20 protein-coding genes are annotated in these 19058 nt (G+C 40.5%); 4 read left to right on the top strand and 16 right to left on the bottom strand.

Going from position 1 to position 19058, the window contains the following annotated elements:
• Positions 1-227: 227 nt before the first annotated feature.
• From ESV85_RS08870 to lpdA, 10 genes are all read right to left on the bottom strand, one after another.
• Positions 228-548, bottom strand: coding sequence for a 2Fe-2S iron-sulfur cluster-binding protein (locus ESV85_RS08870; protein WP_146916732.1), 321 nt, complete (start codon positions 546-548; stop codon positions 228-230).
• Between the two features lie 15 nt (positions 549-563).
• On the bottom strand, positions 564-1568 hold the full coding sequence (locus ESV85_RS08865) for an NAD(P)/FAD-dependent oxidoreductase (RefSeq protein ID WP_146916730.1): 1005 nt from the start codon (positions 1566-1568) through the stop codon (positions 564-566).
• A gap of 56 nt (positions 1569-1624) precedes the next feature.
• The gene (locus tag ESV85_RS08860; protein WP_146916729.1) at positions 1625-2074 is read right to left on the bottom strand and encodes a MarR family winged helix-turn-helix transcriptional regulator; all 450 of its coding nucleotides are present in this window, start codon (positions 2072-2074) and stop codon (positions 1625-1627) included.
• A 127-nt stretch (positions 2075-2201) separates the two neighbouring features.
• A complete protein-coding gene (locus tag ESV85_RS08855; protein ID WP_146916727.1) occupies positions 2202-3464 on the bottom strand; it encodes a replication-associated recombination protein A in 1263 nt (420 codons plus the stop codon).
• A 100-nt stretch (positions 3465-3564) separates the two neighbouring features.
• A complete protein-coding gene (locus ESV85_RS08850) occupies positions 3565-4578 on the bottom strand; it encodes a threonine aldolase family protein (protein WP_146916725.1) in 1014 nt (337 codons plus the stop codon).
• Entirely contained in the window at positions 4575-5534 is a 960-nt protein-coding gene (locus ESV85_RS08845) for a glycerophosphodiester phosphodiesterase family protein (protein WP_146916724.1), read from the bottom strand. Before ESV85_RS08845 ends, ESV85_RS08850 begins: the two co-directional genes overlap by 4 nt.
• Positions 5524-5982: a DUF2721 domain-containing protein gene (locus ESV85_RS08840; protein ID WP_146916722.1), complete on the bottom strand. Its 459-nt coding sequence runs from the start codon at positions 5980-5982 to the stop codon at positions 5524-5526. Before ESV85_RS08840 ends, ESV85_RS08845 begins: the two co-directional genes overlap by 11 nt.
• A 93-nt stretch (positions 5983-6075) precedes the next feature.
• Positions 6076-6900 (bottom strand): anti-sigma factor domain-containing protein, encoded by an 825-nt coding sequence (locus tag ESV85_RS08835; protein ID WP_146916720.1) that lies wholly within the window; start codon positions 6898-6900, stop codon positions 6076-6078.
• The gene (locus ESV85_RS08830; protein ID WP_146916718.1) at positions 6900-7433 is read right to left on the bottom strand and encodes an RNA polymerase sigma factor; all 534 of its coding nucleotides are present in this window, start codon (positions 7431-7433) and stop codon (positions 6900-6902) included. Before ESV85_RS08830 ends, ESV85_RS08835 begins: the two co-directional genes overlap by 1 nt.
• Before the next feature lie 90 nt (positions 7434-7523).
• A complete protein-coding gene (lpdA, locus tag ESV85_RS08825; protein WP_146916717.1) occupies positions 7524-8921 on the bottom strand; it encodes a dihydrolipoyl dehydrogenase in 1398 nt (465 codons plus the stop codon).
• A gap of 294 nt (positions 8922-9215) precedes the next feature.
• Between lpdA and fabG the strand changes: the two genes are divergently transcribed.
• Both fabG and ESV85_RS08815 read left to right on the top strand, forming a co-directional pair.
• Positions 9216-9962 carry a 3-oxoacyl-[acyl-carrier-protein] reductase gene (gene fabG, locus ESV85_RS08820; protein ID WP_146916715.1) on the top strand — a complete coding sequence of 249 codons (747 nt, stop codon included), beginning with the start codon at positions 9216-9218 and terminating at the stop codon, positions 9960-9962.
• A 715-nt stretch (positions 9963-10677) separates the two neighbouring features.
• Positions 10678-11292: a hypothetical protein gene (locus ESV85_RS08815; RefSeq protein WP_146916713.1), complete on the top strand. Its 615-nt coding sequence runs from the start codon at positions 10678-10680 to the stop codon at positions 11290-11292.
• 14 nt (positions 11293-11306) lie between these two features.
• Here the strand turns inward: ESV85_RS08815 and ESV85_RS08810 are convergent, their stop codons facing one another.
• Both ESV85_RS08810 and ESV85_RS08805 read right to left on the bottom strand, forming a co-directional pair.
• On the bottom strand, positions 11307-12494 hold the full coding sequence (locus ESV85_RS08810; RefSeq protein ID WP_146916712.1) for a hypothetical protein: 1188 nt from the start codon (positions 12492-12494) through the stop codon (positions 11307-11309).
• Positions 12494-13642, bottom strand: a complete 1149-nt coding sequence (locus tag ESV85_RS08805) for a hypothetical protein (RefSeq protein WP_146916710.1) — start codon at positions 13640-13642, stop codon at positions 12494-12496. Before ESV85_RS08805 ends, ESV85_RS08810 begins: the two co-directional genes overlap by 1 nt.
• Positions 13643-14049: 407 nt before the next feature.
• Between ESV85_RS08805 and ESV85_RS08800 the strand changes: the two genes are divergently transcribed.
• Complete coding sequence (locus ESV85_RS08800; RefSeq protein ID WP_146916708.1) at positions 14050-14700, top strand: hypothetical protein; 651 nt, start codon at positions 14050-14052, stop codon at positions 14698-14700.
• A gap of 287 nt (positions 14701-14987) precedes the next feature.
• Here ESV85_RS08800 and pruA read toward each other — a convergent pair whose 3' ends face one another.
• The 3 genes from pruA to ESV85_RS08785 form a co-directional block, all read right to left on the bottom strand.
• Positions 14988-16625 (bottom strand): L-glutamate gamma-semialdehyde dehydrogenase, encoded by a 1638-nt coding sequence (pruA, locus tag ESV85_RS08795; RefSeq protein ID WP_146916706.1) that lies wholly within the window; start codon positions 16623-16625, stop codon positions 14988-14990.
• An 81-nt stretch (positions 16626-16706) separates the two neighbouring features.
• Positions 16707-17402, bottom strand: a complete 696-nt coding sequence (locus ESV85_RS08790; RefSeq protein ID WP_146916704.1) for a YjjG family noncanonical pyrimidine nucleotidase — start codon at positions 17400-17402, stop codon at positions 16707-16709.
• Positions 17403-17408: 6 nt separating this feature from the next.
• On the bottom strand, positions 17409-17792 hold the full coding sequence (locus ESV85_RS08785) for an ArsR/SmtB family transcription factor (protein ID WP_146916703.1): 384 nt from the start codon (positions 17790-17792) through the stop codon (positions 17409-17411).
• Positions 17793-17940: 148 nt separating this feature from the next.
• On the opposite strand from ESV85_RS08785, the gene ESV85_RS08780 reads away from it, so the two are divergent.
• Positions 17941-18552, top strand: a complete 612-nt coding sequence (locus ESV85_RS08780) for a carboxypeptidase-like regulatory domain-containing protein (protein ID WP_223275968.1) — start codon at positions 17941-17943, stop codon at positions 18550-18552.
• A 64-nt stretch (positions 18553-18616) separates the two neighbouring features.
• On the opposite strand, the gene ESV85_RS08775 is transcribed toward ESV85_RS08780, so the two are convergent.
• Positions 18617-19051: a GxxExxY protein gene (locus ESV85_RS08775; protein WP_223275950.1), complete on the bottom strand. Its 435-nt coding sequence runs from the start codon at positions 19049-19051 to the stop codon at positions 18617-18619.
• Between the last annotated feature and the right edge of the window lie 7 nt (positions 19052-19058).

Below are 19058 nucleotides of genomic sequence, written 5' to 3'. Positions count from 1 at the left end.
AGCTGAATAATGCTTAAAGGAGCCTGATATTCAGTCTTAAAATGCTCCTGACCTTTTCTCCATTGATATTTAAGCCTAACAAGAACCATGTTTTCCACTAACTTAAGGGTAGAACCAAAAATGTAAAAGCCACCCATTCCTGAGTGGCTTTAAGAATATTTACAGTAAGTAAGATGATTCGAAAGTCCAGCTTCTGGAGAAGCAGGACAACTGTGAAGTTGTATCGTTTACTGATCTTCTCCTCGGAGTTTGATTACTGAACCATCTAGCACATCACCAATCCGGATCTGGCAAGCCAAACGTGAAGTAGGAAAGTACTCTGGAAGATTCTCCAACTGATCCAATTCTGGATCTGTGGCTAATCCAAGTTCGTCCTTGCCTTCCAGTATTTCGATGTGGCAAGTACCACATAGAGCCATACCTCCGCAGGTAGCCAATATAGGATATTCGTATGCTTTGAGGATTTCCATCAGGTTGAAGCCCATGTCATCTGGCGCTTCGCAATCTTGACGATTTCCTTCTTGATCTTCTACAGTGAAATTAACCATGCTGCAAAAATAGTATTAAAATGAATTTACACCATTAACGGTTGTGTATTTGAAGCTCAATTTTTGATCCGGATACACATATTTGAAAGCAGAATGCATCATGATCGCCGCTTCGTGGAATCCACAAAGGATCAATTTCAACTTACCAGGATAGGTATTGATATCTCCGATCGCATAAATTCTGTCTACTCCAGTAGAGTAATCACGGGTATCGACTTCAATCGCATTTTTATCAATGCTCAATCCCCAATCCGCAATCGGCCCAAGCTTTGGACTCAAACCGAATAAAGGAATCAAATAATCCGCTTCAATCTTGATCTCTGCTTTGCTTTTATCTATAAAAGTCACCGTATCCAACACACCGTTTCCTGATACTCCCTTCAAATTGGCAGAAAGTATCAAATCAATTTTACCTTGATTAGCTAGGTCAAATACTTTAGAAGCTGAATCAGGAGCTCCACGGAACGTCTCATTTCTATGTACCAAGGTTACTCTTTTGGCAACTTTAGAAAGGAATATAGTCCAGTCCAAAGCGGAATCTCCACCACCCGCAAGAATCACATTCTTATCGCGGAAGGTCTCAGGATTCTTCACCATATAAGTAATTCCCTTTCCTTCGAATAGCTCCAAATTCTCAACCACAGGCTTTCTAGGTTCAAAACAACCCAAACCACCCGCGATCACAATCACCTGAGCATGAACTTTTGTTTTGTCGCTAGTCGTAACGATGAACGATCCATCTTCCTGCTTGTCCAAGTGATCTACGCGCTCACCCAAAGTGAACGTCGGAGAAAACGGCTTCGCCTGCTCCATCAGATTGTCCACCAAATCCTGCGCATTCACTTCCGGATAACCCGGAATATCATAAATAGGCTTTTGCGGATAAATCTCCGAAAGCTGACCACCTACCTGAGGCAAGGCATCTATGAGGTGACAGCGCATTTTCAGCAAACCAGCTTCGAATACTGCAAATAGGCCTACAGGGCCGGCTCCGATAATACAAAGGTCTGTATGGATCATGATGTATGAAAATTTGGGGTGCTTCCCCGAGTTAAAATTTCAATATTGTTAATTACTTATTGATCAAGTGACTCTCCATTGAGATTTTGGTAAATCGTATTGAGAATCCGCTTAAACTCTTCGAAATCATGGGTACTCAAATTTTCCCAAGCTTTCTCTCTTATCTGAAGAATCTCAGGACGCAGTGAAGTCACTTTGGAAACTCCTGTTTCCGTCAAATGCAACTGAAAACTACGTCTGTCCTGAGGGTGTGGCACTCGCTCCACATATCCTTTTTTGCAAAGCAAATCGATAATACGCGTAAGGGTAGGATGGTCTTTAAAAACCAAATTCGCCAGTTCAGTCTGACTCAACACATCATTTTCAGACAGGTTTTTCAGCACCAACCACTGATCAACAGTCACATCAAAATCTCCTGATTTGAACTGCTGTTGAGCATATTGCTTCACCTTTCGGGCCGTGCGGTCCAATAAAAATGAATACTTAGAATATTGCTCCTGTGTCATACCAATAGTTAGTGTGACAAATATATAAAAAATCTGACTCAGGAATACAATTCTCTATTATTTTTATAGGGTATATAGGTTTATGGATTTCAAATTTGAAATTTCAAATCTCAAATTGGGCAATTTCTTAGTATCCATATTTCCCCTGCCACTTCGCACTCAGGTATCTTCTCAACTCATTTTCCCGTGCATTTTCTCCTGGATCGTACAGCTTCAATCCTTTGATTTCGTCAGGTAAAAACTCCTGAGCAACAAAATTTCCGGGGAAATCATGGGAATACTTGTACGCTTTTCCATAATTCAAATCCTTCATCAATTTCGTAGGTGCGTTGCGAAGATGAAGTGGAACGGAAAGATCTCCCTTCTCTCTCACCAAAGCCTGAGCTTGGTTGATAGCCATGTAAGCCGCATTGCTTTTCTGAGAACTAGCCAGATAGGTTACACATTGAGAAAGAATAATTCTCGACTCCGGATAGCCTATGATCTTTACAGCCTCAAAACAATTGGTGGCTAAAAGCAACGCATTTGGATTGGCATTCCCAATATCCTCTGAAGCCAAAATCACTAAGCGCCTTGCAATAAACTTCACGTCCTCTCCCCCTTCGATCATCCGAGCAAGCCAATAAACGGCTGCATTTGGATCAGAACCGCGGATTGATTTGATAAAAGCTGAAATAATATCGTAGTGCTGCTCACCGGATTTATCGTAAAGCGCCACTTTTTGTTGAGCAATCTGCATCACTTTTTCATCGGTAATCACACAGGGATTTTCATTGATCCCGTCGATTACAATCTCAAGCAAATTCAACAACTTCCTACCATCTCCTCCTGAAATCCGCAGGAGTGCATCCGTCTCTTTGAGTTCCACTTTGATTTTCTTCAAATCCATATCCTGCTCCAAAGCCTGATGAACCATAGCTTCAAGCTCAGATTTCCCAAGAGAATTGAGCGTAAAAACCTGACACCTGGAGAGCAATGCTGCATTGACTTCAAAGGAAGGATTCTCCGTAGTAGCACCAATCAAACGGATAACTCCCTTTTCCACCGCACCCAAAAGTGCATCCTGCTGGGATTTATTAAAGCGGTGAATCTCATCTATGAAAAGTACCACTCCTTGCTGAAACTTCGCTTTTTCGATTACCTCCCGTATGTCTTTCACACCAGAACTGATCGCACTTAAGGTATAAAACGGAGCTTTGATTTCATTCGCGATTATATTGGCGATGGTCGTTTTTCCCACGCCCGGAGGGCCCCAAAGGATCAAAGAAGGCACATTGCCAGTTTTGATGGCTTTAAATAAAAATGACTTGGGAGAAGATAAATGCTCCTGTCCGATCAGATCTTCCAATCGGGTTGGGCGCATGCGTTCTGCAAGAGGGGTGTTATTCATTTTCTTTAGTATCAAGATATTAGACACAAGACTCAAGACAAGAGAATTGAAAATCAATGTGCTGAGACAAATCTAACATCTAGTGGCTTGAATCTTTTGTCTAAATTTTTCCAACCCTCTTCCCAAACTCTTCCAATTCCCCATCCCCAAAATCTAAATGAGTAACAAACCTCACCAAGTCTGGACCAAATTTGACGGCTTTTATCTCCTTTTCCGCAAGAATCTTTAAGAACTCTTCCGGAGAAATCCCTTCTAATCTGGCGATCACAATATTCGTAGCTACTGGAAAAACCTCAGAAACGAAAGACAACTTCAACAACATCTCTCCTAAAGCTCTAGCCCGTGCATGATCTTCAGTCAATCGCAGCACATGATTGTCCAATGCATAAATCCCTGCTGCAGCTAGGAAACCAGCTTGTCTCATTCCGCCACCCCAGGATTTTCTAACTTTTCTAGCTCGTTTAATATCAGCTTTTGAACCCAGAAGTAAGGATCCGACTGGACAACCCAGTCCTTTGCTTAGGCAAATGGAAATTGTATCAAACTGAGCGCCCCAAGCGGCTGGACTTTCGCCAGATTCTGCCAAGGCATTGAAAAGCCTTGCACCATCTAAGTGCAACTTCAAGCCATTTTCATCACAAATCTTACGAATTGGGATGATCTCATCTAGTGTATAAATACTTCCTCCACCCTTGTTCATCGTGTTTTCCAAAGAAACCAAGGTAGTCTCAGGCGCATGCACATCGTCTGGATTGATTGCTGCTTTGACCTGATCCGCAGTGATTTTCCCCAAATCTCCCTCAAGTAACTTCACCGATGCCAAAGAATTTGACATGATCCCGCCGCCCTCGTAGAGGTAGATATGGGAATATTTATGACAGATAACTTCTGTCTGAATTCTTGTATGAAGTCGGATTGCTATCTGATTGGTCATTGTTCCAGAAGGACAAAACATAGCTGCTTCCATCCCAAAAAGTTTAGCAACTTTCTCTTCCAGCGCATTCACCGTTGGGTCTTCGCCAAAAACATCATCACCTACAGGCGCAGAAAACATCGCTTCCTTCATTCCCGCCGTTGGGCGAGTAACTGTATCACTTCTTAAGTCAATTATCATTTCTTGAAATACTTAGATTTAGAACTTTTTGATGGGGCCAAAGTTTTGATGGCTGCGGCTGCTTCGATGGGTCTATCTGTCGCTAGAATATCTGCACCTTTCTGTACAAAACTCGCATACAACTGATCTCCACGGGCAACGGCTCTTCCATCTAGGTTACCCAAAACTCCTAGGATAGTAAACACTCCTTTTTCGTGTAAAGCTTTATTAAATTCTTGCGGGCGCTCCGCTACTCCCGTAAATGCAATCACCCGAGTCCAGGGAATGCCAGATTCTTCCATTCTCTGGATTTCTTCCATATTCCGGATAGTAACTGAAAGCATCAGCTCAGGAGCCATGTAATGCAATTTTTTTGCTGCGGCAAAAGAATAGGTGATCAAAGCTGCATGAGCTTCTGATTCCGTTTCCCGTACCACGTCTATGATTTTTTCATAAGGTACCGACTGCTTGATATCAACTGTCAAAAGCGCTTTTCCCTTTGACCAAATCAAAGCTTCTTCCAAGGTTGGAACTCTGAAATCGGTAACATTTCCGTCTTCATCTTTCAGAAAAAGGGCCTGAATCTCAGCGTAAGTCGCATTGCTTACTAGCCCTCTGCCGGTCGTCGTACGATCCAATTTATCATCGTGCATCAGCACCAATACTCCATCTTTGGTCATAGCCACGTCCAACTCAATTATCGTCGGAGTGTATTTCGACACGTTCGCAAAAGTCTCGATAGCATTTTCGGGAAATCCTGGATATGGCCCGCCCCGATGAGCAGAAACCAACGGAATGCGATCCGAAGTCCAGGTATAAAAATCCCGAGCCTCTTCTACATTGCTTAACTGAATGTAATTTCCAGTCGTTTCAACTCCTGATTCAACCGCTATTAATTCCTGCTGCTCTGCTGGCTTTTGGCTACAGGAACCAAAAAATAAGAGTAGAAACGGAATCCATAAAAACTTATTCTTCATCTTTCTTTGAATCTTTTTTGAATATAAAATCGAGTCCGCTACTATGTTTTTCGAAAATATCCTCCATATCCTTAAGCTCTAGATTCAAAGCTTTCGTAGAAATCTGAATCTCGATTAGTGATATTCCTAAGGAAATCAAGAGAGAAGCCATGCTTCCAACAAAAATCCAATTCGCTACTATGGTATAGCCTCGGAAAAGCAAATACATACAAATGATGCATAATAAAAAGCTGAAAACTCCGAAGAGTTGCATGTTTTTGATGAGTGTAAGTCGGCGGCGCAAATTATGGATCTGCTCTACTATAATTTCCTGATTAGAAGCCTCCATATAGTTCTTATGCAACCCTCGAATTAAGCTCGCAATCGCCAGAAAGCGATTGGTAAAAGCAAGCATCAAAAGGGTAATTGCCGAAAAAAGTAAGGCTGGCGTTGAGAGTTCAAGTTCCATGAGCTAAAGATGCTTCTAATTCCTGAAAATGAAAAAAGCCTGCTCTTTTCAGAACAGGCAATTTTAAATTATATCATTTTTAATTTTAAATTTCTACGCCACTTCTCCCAGCACAACCAACTTCTCCAGTGTGGGTGCTTTGGAACCACCTTTAGGCTCTATAGTGATGGCAAATGCGCCAGCTTGCGCTACAGCTTCCATTTGCTGTAAAGTCAACTTTTCACCTGAATTCACCAATCCTATTCCCACTGGCCCATCGTCTCCGATAGCCCATAGTTGGTAGTCAAACTCATCACTTAGATCATTCAGGTTATTCACAGCGATAAAGACTTCCTGTGCATTTTGATCCCAAAGCACATCGACTCTCGCGTCCTTTTGCATATCAAAACCTTCACCCTTCATCACCACTCGCTTGAAATCCCCAGCTATCATCTTGTCAAGCTGCGAGTCCTTTTGATCATATTCCTGCTTCACCTGATTTAGGTTATCGGCCATTACAGATTGATCCTGAAGTAAGGCCGTAAACTGATCATTTCTTTCCTCATACTTCCCAGCATAATAAAATGCTGCTCCAGAGGCAACTATTGCAGCGATAGACGCTGCGATTGCAAAAGGTTTCCAAGGGCTGCCGATAGGCACCACCTTAGCATCAGCCGGAACAGCTGTTGGTTTAGGAACCTCTTTTAGAATGAAGTCACTTTCTAAGGTAGAGAAAATCTTCTCCTTCACTTCCTGAGATGGCGCTACACCAGTCATATTATCAAAGGCGAACATAGTCTCCTGCAGATCATCCAACTCCTGTTGGATTTCAGGATAACGCTTCGCAAAGTCTATGACTTCCTCTCGCTCCCTCTCTGTCAGCTCTCCGAGAAGGAAAAGCTCCAGTTTACCTGACGATATGTATGATTGAATATCCACTAGATTCTTGCTACATTTTTTTTCAACACTTGTATGGCCGCTCTCACCCTAGACTTGACGGTACCAAGAGGAATATCGAATTCCTCCGATACCTCAGAATGCGTATATCCTTTGAAATAGATATACTCTACAATGAACTTTTGATCTTCGTTAAGTTCGATCAGCAGTTCCTTCACTCCGATACCGTCTATATGTTCTTGGGTGCCTGATTGGCTCTCCATTCCATATACGAAGTCATCTATTGTGTTGGTCTTACCGGATTGTGAAATTTCTTTGGAGCGAAGTTTATCAATGGCTGAATTACGACAAATATTGGCCATCCATGTATATAAACGGCCTTTGGATTCCTCGTAATGATCTATTTTTTTAGTGATTTTGACAAATGCGTCATGAAAAACTTCCTCTGCGATGTCCTTGTCAAAGACTATTCTGGAGATCACCGCAAAGAGAGCTCTTGAGTATTTGTCATACAAATACTCTGTGGTCTTTCTGTCTTTTGCCCTTAGTCCGGCGATGAGTTGTACTTCTTCCAAAAATCGGTGGTTTGAAAAATTCTTCCTTAAAAGTAAAACACAAGACCAATTGTTTTAGGTCTTGTATCTTTTATTTTCAAAATATTTATATCAAAGGTGAATTACCTCGTCATAAGCTGCTGCCGCAGCCTCCATAATTGCTTCTGACATAGTTGGGTGAGGATGCACGGTTTTGATTATTTCGTGACCAGTAGTTTCAAGTTTGCGGATCGCCACTATCTCAGCGATCATCTCCGTCACATTGGCTCCTATCATGTGCGCACCTAGCAATTCCCCGTATTTCTTGTCAAATACCAGCTTCACAAAACCGTCTTTTGCGCCAGCAGCAGATGCTTTTCCTGATGCTGAGAATGGAAACTTACCGATTCTCAACTCATAGCCTGCTTCCTTAGCTTTTGCTTCCGTCATACCTACAGAGGCAATTTCAGGAGAGCAATAGGTACAGCCTGGGATATTCCCGTAATCCAAAGGATCTGGATTCTTACCAGCGATTTTCTCTACACAGATAATTCCTTCAGCAGAAGCTACGTGAGCCAAAGCTGGACCAGGAATTACATCACCAATAGCATAATAGCCTGGCATGTTTGTTTTATAAAACTCGTCAACTTTGATTTTGCCTTTATCTACTAAGATTCCAACATCTTCCAAACCACAATTCTCTAGGTTCGAAACAACACCGGCAGCAGAAAGCACGATATCACATGTTAAAGTCTCTTCGCCTTTGGCAGTTTTCACGGTGACTTTGCAACCTGCTCCTTTGGTATCTACCGCAGTCACTTCCGAAGAAGTCATGATGGTCATACCTGCTTTTTTGTAGAGTTTCTCCAAAGTCTTGGAAACTTCCACGTCTTCCACTGGTACGATTCTATCCAAATATTCTACGATAGTTATTTCTGTACCCATGGTAGCATAGAAATAGGCGAACTCGATTCCGATTGCTCCAGAACCTACAACCACCATTTTCTTAGGCATCTTATCCAAAGTCATCGCATCACGGTAACCGATGATTTTCTTCTTATCGATCTTCATAGAAGGAAGCTCACGAGATCTAGCACCAGTCGCGATGATTATGTTGTCAGCAGCATAAACGGTCTTCTTTCCGTCAGCATCTTCAACTTCTACTTTTTTACCTGGCTGGATTTTACCCCAACCTTTGATTACTTCGATCTTATTTTTCTTCATCAGGAAGGTCACTCCCTTGCTCATTCCGTCAGCTACCCCACGGCTTCTTTTGACAATGCCTGTGAAATCAGCGCTTGCATCCTTTACGGTAATGCCGTAGTCCGCAGCATGATTGATGTACTCAAAAACTTGTGCACTTTTCAATAAAGCTTTGGTGGGAATACAACCCCAGTTAAGACAAATACCACCCAATTCCGCAGCTTCTACTACGGCAGTCTTTAGGCCGAGTTGGGAAGCGCGAATAGCAGCTACATAGCCACCTGGTCCACTGCCCACCACGATCACGTCAAATTTGGTCGAAGACATATCTATTACTTGTTTTTTAGAACGAATTGATTAACGCAAAAATAGGCCTTTTGACTTCAGAAAAAAATTTGGTTTCAATCACTATTTCAGGTTAAAAACCTGATTTCGGCGATCAGAGCAGATGATTTCCAATCAATATTTTACCAGTTTACAGAAAAATCAAATTATATTTTAGATAAACGATATTTAACCAATGATTAAATAAGTACAGAATCTAAAGACAAGTGAAATCAATTTTAGAATCAAAAGTTTTAGGTTTTTTTCTAATTTTGGCCAAACAAAATTTTAAACTCCATGGGATTACTTTCAGGAAAAACGGCATTGATCACCGGCGCATCTAAAGGCATCGGAAGAGCAATTGCTATCAGATATGCACAAGAAGGCGCAAATGTCGCTTTTACTTTTTTGTCAAGTGTGGAAAAAGGCCAAGCGCTAGAGGCTGAATTGGCAGAATTTGGCATCAAAGCAAAGGGCTATAGATCTGACGCTTCGGATTTCAAAGCTGCCGAAGAATTAATCGCTGCCGTCGTAGCGGAATTTGGCGGATTGGATGTTCTGATCAATAATGCCGGCATCACCCGCGACAACCTATTGATGAGAATGACCGAGGAAGCTTGGGACGAAGTGATCGGAATCAACTTGAAATCCTGCTTCAATACCGTAAAAGCAGTGAACAGAACTATGATGAAAGCTAAGTCAGGCTCTATCATCAATATCACCTCTGTAGTTGGGGTGAAAGGAAATGCCGGCCAAGCAAACTACGCGGCTTCCAAAGCTGGTATCATCGGATTTACTAAATCTATCGCACTGGAGCTAGGCTCTAGAAACATCAGATGTAATGCTGTAGCTCCGGGATTCATCGAAACTGAGATGACTGCAGTGCTGGACGAAAAAACTGTACAAAGCTGGAGAGACGGAATTCCTATGAAGCGTGGTGGCCGACCAGAAGAAGTGGCTGACGCATGTGTGTTCCTAGGATCTGAGATGAGCACTTATATTTCAGGCCAGGTGCTTCATGTGAATGGTGCGATGTATACCTGATAATTTGAGATTAATAATTTAAGATTTGAAATTGATGCGGCTGGAGAGATTCAGCCGTTTTTTTTTTAAATGGTTAATATTCCTTAAACCATAGTCTTTAATTTTTATATCCTTACTGAAGGAACTAAATTATTAAACACTTTTTTTCAAAGCCATGAAACAGATTCTATGTTCAGTTTTTTTTTCAATACTAATACTGAGCGCTTGTTCTCAAAGAAATGACCAAAAATCAGAAAATGAATCTCAGCTTAATCACTTTAACCTCACCCCTATTGATTCGATTCGAATACCCTTTTTAGGCAATCCCATTTTACAGGACATTTCACCTTCAACTCAAAAAATCCTTTTTATAGAAAGTGTTCAAAATGATGAAGAAATATTCATCTCGAATTTCAAAGGGGAAATCCTACATTCCTTCGTAACAAATGGCAACACAATTGTCGGAACGCTTAGGCGCATCGCTCCTTTACATTTTGATGAAGATGGAAATTCATTTCTATCTTTTGGCTCACCACAAATTAAAAGAGTGTCTCTAGATGGCAAAACAGTGGAAATCATTTTGACAGGTATTCCTCCTTACTATTCCAGTTTTCCATCACCTACCAATGAGATAATCGTAAGAGACAATAAAATATTCTATAACAGTCGATCGGAGGACGGGAATTATAACCGTTACCAAAAAGAGTACTTAAAAAATCTGAAGTTGATTGGGTATTTGGATTTAGATAAGAAAGAAACCACAACTTTTCTATCCTTCCCAGAAGAAAGCATCTACCAAAACGGTTTAATCTTCCCTCATTCCTCCTGGGTATCTCATTTTATTTTTTCCCAAAATCAATTGCTTGTTGCTTTCGAAGGGGAACCAGCACTTTACGTTTTTGATGGAAAAGAACCATTTTCTTTCCATCAAAAAATTGATTTAAACCTTGGTGAATTCCGCGGATATGAGGGACATACAGAAGGTGAAGAAGGAATAGATTTTATGGAAGCGAGGATAACCTTGGGAAAAATTGAAAGCATCAAAAAATTAGGGGAATATGTTTTGATTGGATATAAACGCGGGTTCACCGATGATCAGTTGAGAATTTGGGAAACTGCCTCCACACCAGAAGAGAGGAGAGAATTGATCACTAGATTTGAGAAGGAGAGCCCCAATAGATTCCTGCTATTAAATGAAGACCTAGAGTTTTTAGACGATTTTCCTAATCCCCAATTTTTAAATATTTCAAGTCTGATGGCTAGAGACGGTTATTTATGGGGATCAAAATATGATCCTGACATTGAGGAGGATTACTTCACCATATATAAATTGGAAATTCAAGAAAAATAAAAATTTCCAAAACCTCATTTCTCAAACCCACTCAAATCAATCTTATAAAACTCGTATTCATCTTCTGATTCTTGCTCGGGTTTATTGATAAAAAGTCCTTCCGAGGTAAGGAACCAGTTTTCAACTTCGATCTCTGTTTCGAAGTCAAAAAAGTACTCTCCTTTAGACTCCCACTCTCCTGAGTTAATACTCAAAACATAGTGCTTGGTTCTTTCGAATGTAGATTCACTTGCTCCTGATTCCTCTATTTTAGAACATCGAATGATTAGATCTCTTTGTTCATCATAAAGTAGAAACAATTGTTTCGATGCATTTTTCGGTTGCAGTAGAACTGTATTTAAATCCATAGCCTTGCGCTCACTTGGGAAATAATTGAATTCAACGGATGAAAATGGCTTTACCACACTTTCCATTTTCACCCCATTCAACACATACACCTCATCTGAGTATGGCCATGCGAGGTAATACAAATCCCTTTTGGAATCATAAGCACCAAAAAGAACTGATGCTGTGTTGTCGTTTTTAAATACTTCATAGCCTTCAGGCATAGAAAAATCACTGTTTTCAACTTCTCCCGTTTCCAAGTCCACATGTGTTATCCAATTTTTAAAATCTAGTGGAAACTCTGTCATCATTTCACCTGCAGCCACTGGTTTTTTAGTGTTTAAAAATTTGCTTGGATTGTTACCCAGCTGGATAATAGAGGGATTAAATTGAGTGATCTCAAAGTTTAAGGGAAACTCGCCACCTTTGCCATTTAGCTTAGCCTTATAGTCGCTAAAGAAATTGTAAAGGGCTATTTTCTTTCCTTCTCCATTATACTCACCAATCTCCCCGAGATGATTTATTTGAAAAACCTGATTTTCTGAGACAACAATATTCGCATGGATACCACCTCTCATAGACTCTGGCCCTTCGGTAGGAATCTCTATTCGGCCCGCTTCTTTTCCGGAAATTGTGCTAATAAGAGCAAAAACCCACTCCTTACGTATGTTTGCTGGCTTGGTGAATGAAATGTATTCTTGAGAATTATCCTCTACCACTCGAATATTAAATATATACTTTGTCAACGAGTCTTTTTCAAGGCTGAAATCACCCACTATCAACTCCTGCAACTTCCCTTGGTAAATTTCTTCAGACCCTTTTTCGTCACATGAAAAGATTAACCCAATAAATATCAATCGTAAAAATAGTTTCTTCATCAGTCTGCAAATTGGGATAAATCAATCTTATAAAACTCGTATTCATCCTCCGACTTTTGCTCGGGTTTATTGATCATCAGTCCTTCGGAGGTGCAAAAAATATTTTCAAAGCGCGTTCCTGTAGGGTAAAATATTTCAAGTTCAGCACGCAACTTCCACTCATAATCATAAAGCAATAGCAGATAGGTACTCTCATTCAAATACATTCTCTTATGAGCATCTTTAATGTCAGGATCAGACTTTCGTTGCTTCAATAAAGTCATTCTTACATTCATACCTGAAGCTTCATCGTGAACTAACCGATAATTTAAAGCACCATCTTCAGGTATTTCCCAAGACCCCTTATTCTTATCACCTTCAAATTTATCTGGGAAATACGAAAGCGGGCTTAAAGACTGCAGCTTAATTCTTTTTACTACCTCGCAGTCTTTAATCTGATAAAGAGAATCCGAATAAGAAAACATCCCCCAAGAGTTCCCATTTTCCACCATTCTTATCATTTCTGAAGCCACTGCTGAATTAGCATAAGACTCATCGTACGGGGCTAAGAAGTCTGTTTTGCAAAGCCAATTTCCCTGCTCATCAAATTTGACTATCCAAGAAGAAAAAGCTAGGTCAAATCCATGTTTACCCATCCGTTGTGCCATAAAATCAAAAGGATCATAAGTGACTTCATATTGATCGGGAGCTACTTGATGCAAGGCATTACCGCCCAAGGGAAATGAAAAAAATGTATTGGACTCGAAATCACCCATGTCAAGCTGAAAACTACTAAAAACTGTGTCATCTTTATATACATTAAAATACCCAAGGGTATTTGTTGCAACAATAGTGGATTCATCGAAAGATTTTGCGATATGAACTCGGCCTTTCAATGACATAGGTCCCTCTGGTGGAATCTCAAATGACCCCAATTTCCTACCCGACTTTGGGTCATAAAACTTAAAAACCCCATTCCATTGGGTATATGCAGCTTCCTTCGATTCATAGTTCACCGTTCCAAGGAAAGCCATGTACCCTGTTTCAGCATCCCGCTCAAAACTCATCTCTCCTGAGACAAAGTCTACCAGCTTCCCCTGAATGGATTCTTTCTCTTTGGAGCATGCAAAAAATAATACGGCCAAAAAAAGTAAGCACAGGTTTTTCATTTACGAGATTTTAGAAGGATAACTAAAACTAAAGAAAAAACTCAACTTTCTCTTGCTACAGATAACCTTATCCAGAATATATCGCTGTCAAGATTGGCAATCTTATTTTTCAGGCCAATGCAAAACATGTGTTGGAAAAAGATGGAAAAGAGTTAGTTTTTTCATATTGGAAATGACTGAAAGATCAACTTCGAAGAAAAATAGTACTATTCTGAGAATACCAAGTAAGATAGGTAATTATTAAGCAAAGATCCTAAGGCAAATTTTTTATTACATTTAATTGATTTTTGGCATTTTTATTGGTGTTAAATGCAAATTACTATTTATAAGTTTTGAAATCACCCACATCAAAGATTGTAAATTCTAAAAATCAATATGTTTTTACCAACACCCAACCCCAAAAAAATATGAAAAAATCAATGCGCTCAAAGCTAGGCATGATGACTCTAGCTGGATCAGTTTTAATGGCTTCTTGCGTACCTACTATGGAAGAGCCGACACAACTTCAACAAGTTACAGAGTCCGAAGTACTGGCTAACCCCACTTCTTCTACAGACCTAAATGCTAGAAAATCAGTAGAAAAAAATTATTTCGAACGGTTTGCAAATCAATTGGCTCAAGTAGATGAAAACGGATATCCGACTTTTGATTTTCCAGCTTATCTCCCGGGTACGGGAACCGGTAATTCTAGTCATATGGGTAAAGCTTCTACTTTCATAAACCAGTTTGCATCGCCCGGAGAGAATGGCTTAGGGACTGTAGGTGCTCCAGTGACTCAATTTTATTCAGAACAATTAGAAGCATTAGGCATAGTAGTCGATAACCCCGAAGTCAGTTCGGTTACAACAGATGGAAAAGGAAATTCGGTATGGTTCAAAAACATCCAAAACACTATTACAGCATCAAGTGAAGAAAAAATTGATTTTGAAGCTGAAGTGGAAATTGTAGGTGGAACTGGAAAGTTCGAGAACGCATCCGGTGCGGGAACAGTTATAGGATATTTCAATCCTACAAATGGTCAAGGAATGAGCACGATACAAGGTAGGATAGAATATTAATTACACATACTTACATCGTAAAAAAGCAGTAATAACCAAAATGCCCCCAATAGCTTAACGCTTATTAGGGGCATTTTTTTTTGTGAATACGTAAGAGTAGATTTTGAAAAAGTCTGTAGTAATGTTGTTAACTCCCCAACGTAAGCAGCTAAAAAAAAAGCCTCGAATCTAAATCCGAGGCTCTTAAAACCTTTGAGGTGTCACCCTGAGCGAAGTCGAAGGGCCTCCTCGAAGCTTTTATTCAATTTAAAGATATGTACTTAATACCTTCGAGGAGATCGCTAGTATTACTTGTCGCTTTCCAGGAAAGGATATTTGTAATCTACTGGAGACACGAAGGTTTCTTTGATTGTACGTGGAGAAACCCAACGTAGCAAGTTGATCATAGAACCAGCTTTGTCATTGGTTCCTGAAGCTCTCGCTCCACCGAATGGCTGCTGACCTACTACTGCACCTGTCGGCTTATCATTGACATAGAAATTACCCGCTGCATTTCTCAGCTTTGTCGTAGCTAATTCTACCGCATAACGATCCTGGGAGAATATTGCTCCAGTCAAAGCATACGGAGAAGTCTGATCGACCAATTCCAATGCTTCTTCGAATCGCTCCGAATCATACACATATATTGTCAGCACCGGACCGAAGATCTCTTCACACATCGTAGTGTACATTGGATCTTGAGTCACGATTACGGTCGGCTCGATGAAGTAGCCTTTCGATTTGTCATAATTACCTCCAGCGATAATTTCCACCGCAGGATTTGCTTTCGCATTGTCGATGTACTTGGCGATTTTATCAAAAGACTTCTCGTCAATCACTGCATTAATGAAATTGGTAAAATCTTCCGTTCCGCCCATTTTCATGTCAGCAAGATCAGCGACTAAGCCTTCTTTTACTTCATCCCAAATATTGGAAGGAATATAAGCACGGGAAGCAGCAGAGCATTTTTGACCTTGGAATTCGAAAGCACCACGGGCAAGTCCTACAGCTACGGCTTTTGGAATTGCAGATTTGTGAGCGATCACGAAGTCTTTCCCACCAGTCTCACCGACGATTCTTGGATAAGATTTATACTGATGAATGTTCGTTCCGATAGTTTTCCAGATGTGCTGAAAAACTCCAGTAGAACCTGTAAAGTGAATTCCAGCGAAATCTCTATGCTTGAAAATCACTTCTCCTGCCGTTGGACCATCTACGTAAATCAAGTTGATCACACCAGCTGGAACGCCAGCTTCTTTGAAGACTTGCATCAGCACATTTGCAGAATAAATCTGCGTATAAGCAGGCTTCCACACGATGGTATTTCCCATCATGGCAGCCGAAGTAGGAAGATTACCGGCAATCGCTGTAAAGTTGAATGGAGTCAATGCAAACACAAATCCTTCAAGTGGTCTCTGCTCCAATCTATTCCAAACACCATTTCCAGAAACCGGAGGCTGTTGGGCATAGATTTCGGTCATGTATTGCACATTGAAGCGCAAGAAGTCTATAAACTCACATGCCGCATCGATCTCAGCTTGCATGGCATTCTTAGACTGACCAAGCATAGTAGCAGCATTGATTTTGGCACGATATGGCCCTGCCAAAAGATCAGCTGCTTTCAAGAAAATCGCTGCTCTTTGTTCCCACGCTATGTTTTCCCAAGCTTCTTTCGCTCCCATGGCAGCATCGATCGCTTGCTCTACATGAGAAGCATCTCCTTCATGGAAATGACCCAACACATGCTGATGATCGTGCGGAGGAGACATTATGTGTGTATTGCCAGTTCTGACCTCATCTGAACCAATGTACATTGGTACATCAACTTGCTGAGATCTAGCTTCTTTGAGCGCTGCTTGCAATTCTTTTCTCTCGGGACTTCCGGGAGCATAAGCTTTTACCGGCTCATTTACCGGAGCTGGAACATTAAAAAAACCTTTGAGCATAATATCTGGGGTTATAATTTTCTGATTGGCCAAAGATAACCAGAAGGTTTTATTGGCTGTTGAATATGAAGTAAAAGAACCCTAAAGTATGTCTTCTAGTTCTCTCAAATGTGAAATAGTATAAGTTGGCGTCATTTCAATTGCTTTTTCAAGCGGATTAAAAAAGACCTGATCGATACCAGCTCCGTGTGCACCCTGAATGTCAGAGATGGGATTATCTCCTATCATCAAACTATTTTCCTTGCTTGCACCTGCTTGCTCCATTGCATACTGAAAAATCCTCGGATCAGGTTTTTTATGGCCTGTAGTCTCTGAGGTCACGACTAATTCAAAATATTCATTTAGGCCGGATGAAGTCATTTTCTTCGCCTGACTCTCATCGAATCCATTCGTAATCACATAGAGCTTGTACTTTGGTTTGAGGTATTGGAGAATCTCGATGGTGTGTGGAAAAAGATGAGGTTTGCTAGAAGTTCGATGCATAAAATCTCCTTCGAACTCTTCAGGAATTGCTGGATCAATCACTCCTGCATGGGCAAATATCCGTGGAAATCGAGTTGTTCGAAGCTCATCTTTATGCATTTCACCCTTGTCATAAGCAGACCAAAGCTTGAAATTCACTGCGTAAAATGAGTCTATAAAGTGCTGAGAGGATAAAACTCCAAGTTCTTCAAGCTTATAATGATGAAAGAGCTCGGAAAGAGATTCTTGGACATTTCGATCATAATCCCAAAGTGTGTGATCAAGATCGAAAAAAAGGTGTTGGTAGGTTTTCAAGGGAAATTAACGTCGGTACTGATTATTCTGAATTTTATTGATCGCAAGTTCGCGATTGGATTTTAGAATCTCGAAAGTGACCTGATCTTTAAGAAGACTAGGATCTTTTTGTATAAACTTAAAAATCTGCTGAATGATTTCAAGATACTCCTCAAGGATGTAATAAAACACCCACTGATCTACACGTCTACTGCCAAGTAAACCCGCATTTTTAAGGTAAATCAAGTGTCTGCTTGTTTTTGTCTGGGTGAAATCCAGAATCAATTCAAAGTCGGAAATGGACAACTCTTTATTCAGCATGAGCAAGTGAAAAATACGCACACGAGGTTCCTCCGATAACGCTTTGAAGATTCTAAGTCCGTAGTTTAAACTGATATTTTTTAGCCGCATTAGTAAGTTTTAACGGAGTTTATGAGGGTAAAATAAAAAATCATCCGAAATTAGGGTAATATCGCATCAGAAATAATCATATCCGTCGTTCTGTAAAGACTTTTAATTTGTGAAGAATTCATTACTCCTTAGCGCCACATTCCTTTTTATAATTGGATTATTTTTTAACTCTCTTGAAGTGAAAGCTCAAGATGTGCAAGAAAAAAAAGTAATCCAACTTTCTGGAATTATCCTTAATGCAGATAGCACAGATGCTGTAGCTGGTGTAAATATTTACGTCCCGAAGAAAGGTCGAGGCACCAGTTCTGGACGATTTGGATATTTCTCCATGCCAGTACTTGAAGGAGATTCCGTTGTTTTCAGCTTTATCGGCTTGAAAAGACAAACCTTTAAAATACCTGATCAAGTTACCAGTGATAGAATTAGCTTAATTCTCACGATGCAAATAGATGAAATTGCCTTGGCAGAAATTGAAGTAATGCCTTACCCAACTGAAGAGGAATTCAAGCGGGCAGTAATTGCGCTGAATGTAACCGATCCAATGTCAGTCTCAAGTGCAAACATGAGCCCTGAAATGCTCCTTCGCTGGGCTGAATCCATGCCAGCCTCTGGCAATGAGAATTTCAGATATTTCCAACAAGGGCAAGCCATCCAAAACCAGGATCTGTATGGCCCAAGAACGCTTAGACTCCTCGATCCATTCGCATGGGGACAGTTTATTCGGTCTATTAAACGGGGGGATTTGAAGAGGAAGGATTAGACTTAGCTTTATGTTTTTTTTATCTCGCGGCGGCGCGGCGGCGCAACGAATAATTGCGAATATGCTATAAGTTGTTCGCTACTCTTTTAATCCCATCTTTTAATAAGGCCTCATTGAAATTCAACAAGAGACCTAATTTTAACTTGGTTAGGCGCAAGTAGGTCATTAATTGCTTAGAATGGACAGGAGCTATGATTTGAACTGATTTAATTTCTACAATCACCTTATCATCAACTATTAAATCAGCTCTAAATCCATTTTCAAAAGTGATATCATCCCACTTGAAAGGGATGAATACTTGACTTGCAACATTAAGTCCAGACTTTTTCAATTCATGGAATAACACTCGCTCATAAATAGATTCCAGCAAGCCTGGCCCCAATTCCCGATGAATTAGAAATGCTTTATCCAGAATTAAAGTAGCAATATCATTCTCAATCTTTTCCATATTCAAAACAAAAACACGCTGCGCCGCCGTGTCGCCGCGAGAATAATTCATGTCGCTT

Source organism: Algoriphagus aquimarinus (assembly GCF_007997215.1).
Classification (GTDB): Bacteria; Bacteroidota; Bacteroidia; order Cytophagales; family Cyclobacteriaceae; genus Algoriphagus; species Algoriphagus aquimarinus_A.
The sequence above is the reverse complement of the archived record's forward strand: the minus strand, read 5'-3'. Positions and strand labels throughout refer to the sequence as shown.

What these genes read in the sequence shown, in the direction of transcription:
- ESV85_RS08870 (WP_146916732.1), bottom strand. Translation starts at nt 548, where the DNA reads ATGGTTAATTTCACTGTAGAAGATCAAGAAGGAAATCGTCAAGATTGC.
- ESV85_RS08865 (WP_146916730.1), bottom strand. Translation starts at nt 1,568, where the DNA reads ATGATCCATACAGACCTTTGTATTATCGGAGCCGGCCCTGTAGGCCTA.
- ESV85_RS08860 (WP_146916729.1), bottom strand. Translation starts at nt 2,074, where the DNA reads ATGACACAGGAGCAATATTCTAAGTATTCATTTTTATTGGACCGCACG.
- ESV85_RS08855 (WP_146916727.1), bottom strand. Translation starts at nt 3,464, where the DNA reads ATGAATAACACCCCTCTTGCAGAACGCATGCGCCCAACCCGATTGGAA.
- ESV85_RS08850 (WP_146916725.1), bottom strand. Translation starts at nt 4,578, where the DNA reads ATGATAATTGACTTAAGAAGTGATACAGTTACTCGCCCAACGGCGGGA.
- ESV85_RS08845 (WP_146916724.1), bottom strand. Translation starts at nt 5,534, where the DNA reads ATGAAGAATAAGTTTTTATGGATTCCGTTTCTACTCTTATTTTTTGGT.
- ESV85_RS08840 (WP_146916722.1), bottom strand. Translation starts at nt 5,982, where the DNA reads ATGGAACTTGAACTCTCAACGCCAGCCTTACTTTTTTCGGCAATTACC.
- lpdA (WP_146916717.1), bottom strand. Translation starts at nt 8,921, where the DNA reads ATGTCTTCGACCAAATTTGACGTGATCGTGGTGGGCAGTGGACCAGGT.
- fabG (WP_146916715.1), top strand. Translation starts at nt 9,216, where the DNA reads ATGGGATTACTTTCAGGAAAAACGGCATTGATCACCGGCGCATCTAAA.
- ESV85_RS08810 (WP_146916712.1), bottom strand. Translation starts at nt 12,494, where the DNA reads ATGAAGAAACTATTTTTACGATTGATATTTATTGGGTTAATCTTTTCA.
- ESV85_RS08805 (WP_146916710.1), bottom strand. Translation starts at nt 13,642, where the DNA reads ATGAAAAACCTGTGCTTACTTTTTTTGGCCGTATTATTTTTTGCATGC.
- ESV85_RS08800 (WP_146916708.1), top strand. Translation starts at nt 14,050, where the DNA reads ATGAAAAAATCAATGCGCTCAAAGCTAGGCATGATGACTCTAGCTGGA.
- pruA (WP_146916706.1), bottom strand. Translation starts at nt 16,625, where the DNA reads ATGCTCAAAGGTTTTTTTAATGTTCCAGCTCCGGTAAATGAGCCGGTA.
- ESV85_RS08785 (WP_146916703.1), bottom strand. Translation starts at nt 17,792, where the DNA reads ATGCGGCTAAAAAATATCAGTTTAAACTACGGACTTAGAATCTTCAAA.
- ESV85_RS08775 (WP_223275950.1), bottom strand. Translation starts at nt 19,051, where the DNA reads ATGAATTATTCTCGCGGCGACACGGCGGCGCAGCGTGTTTTTGTTTTG.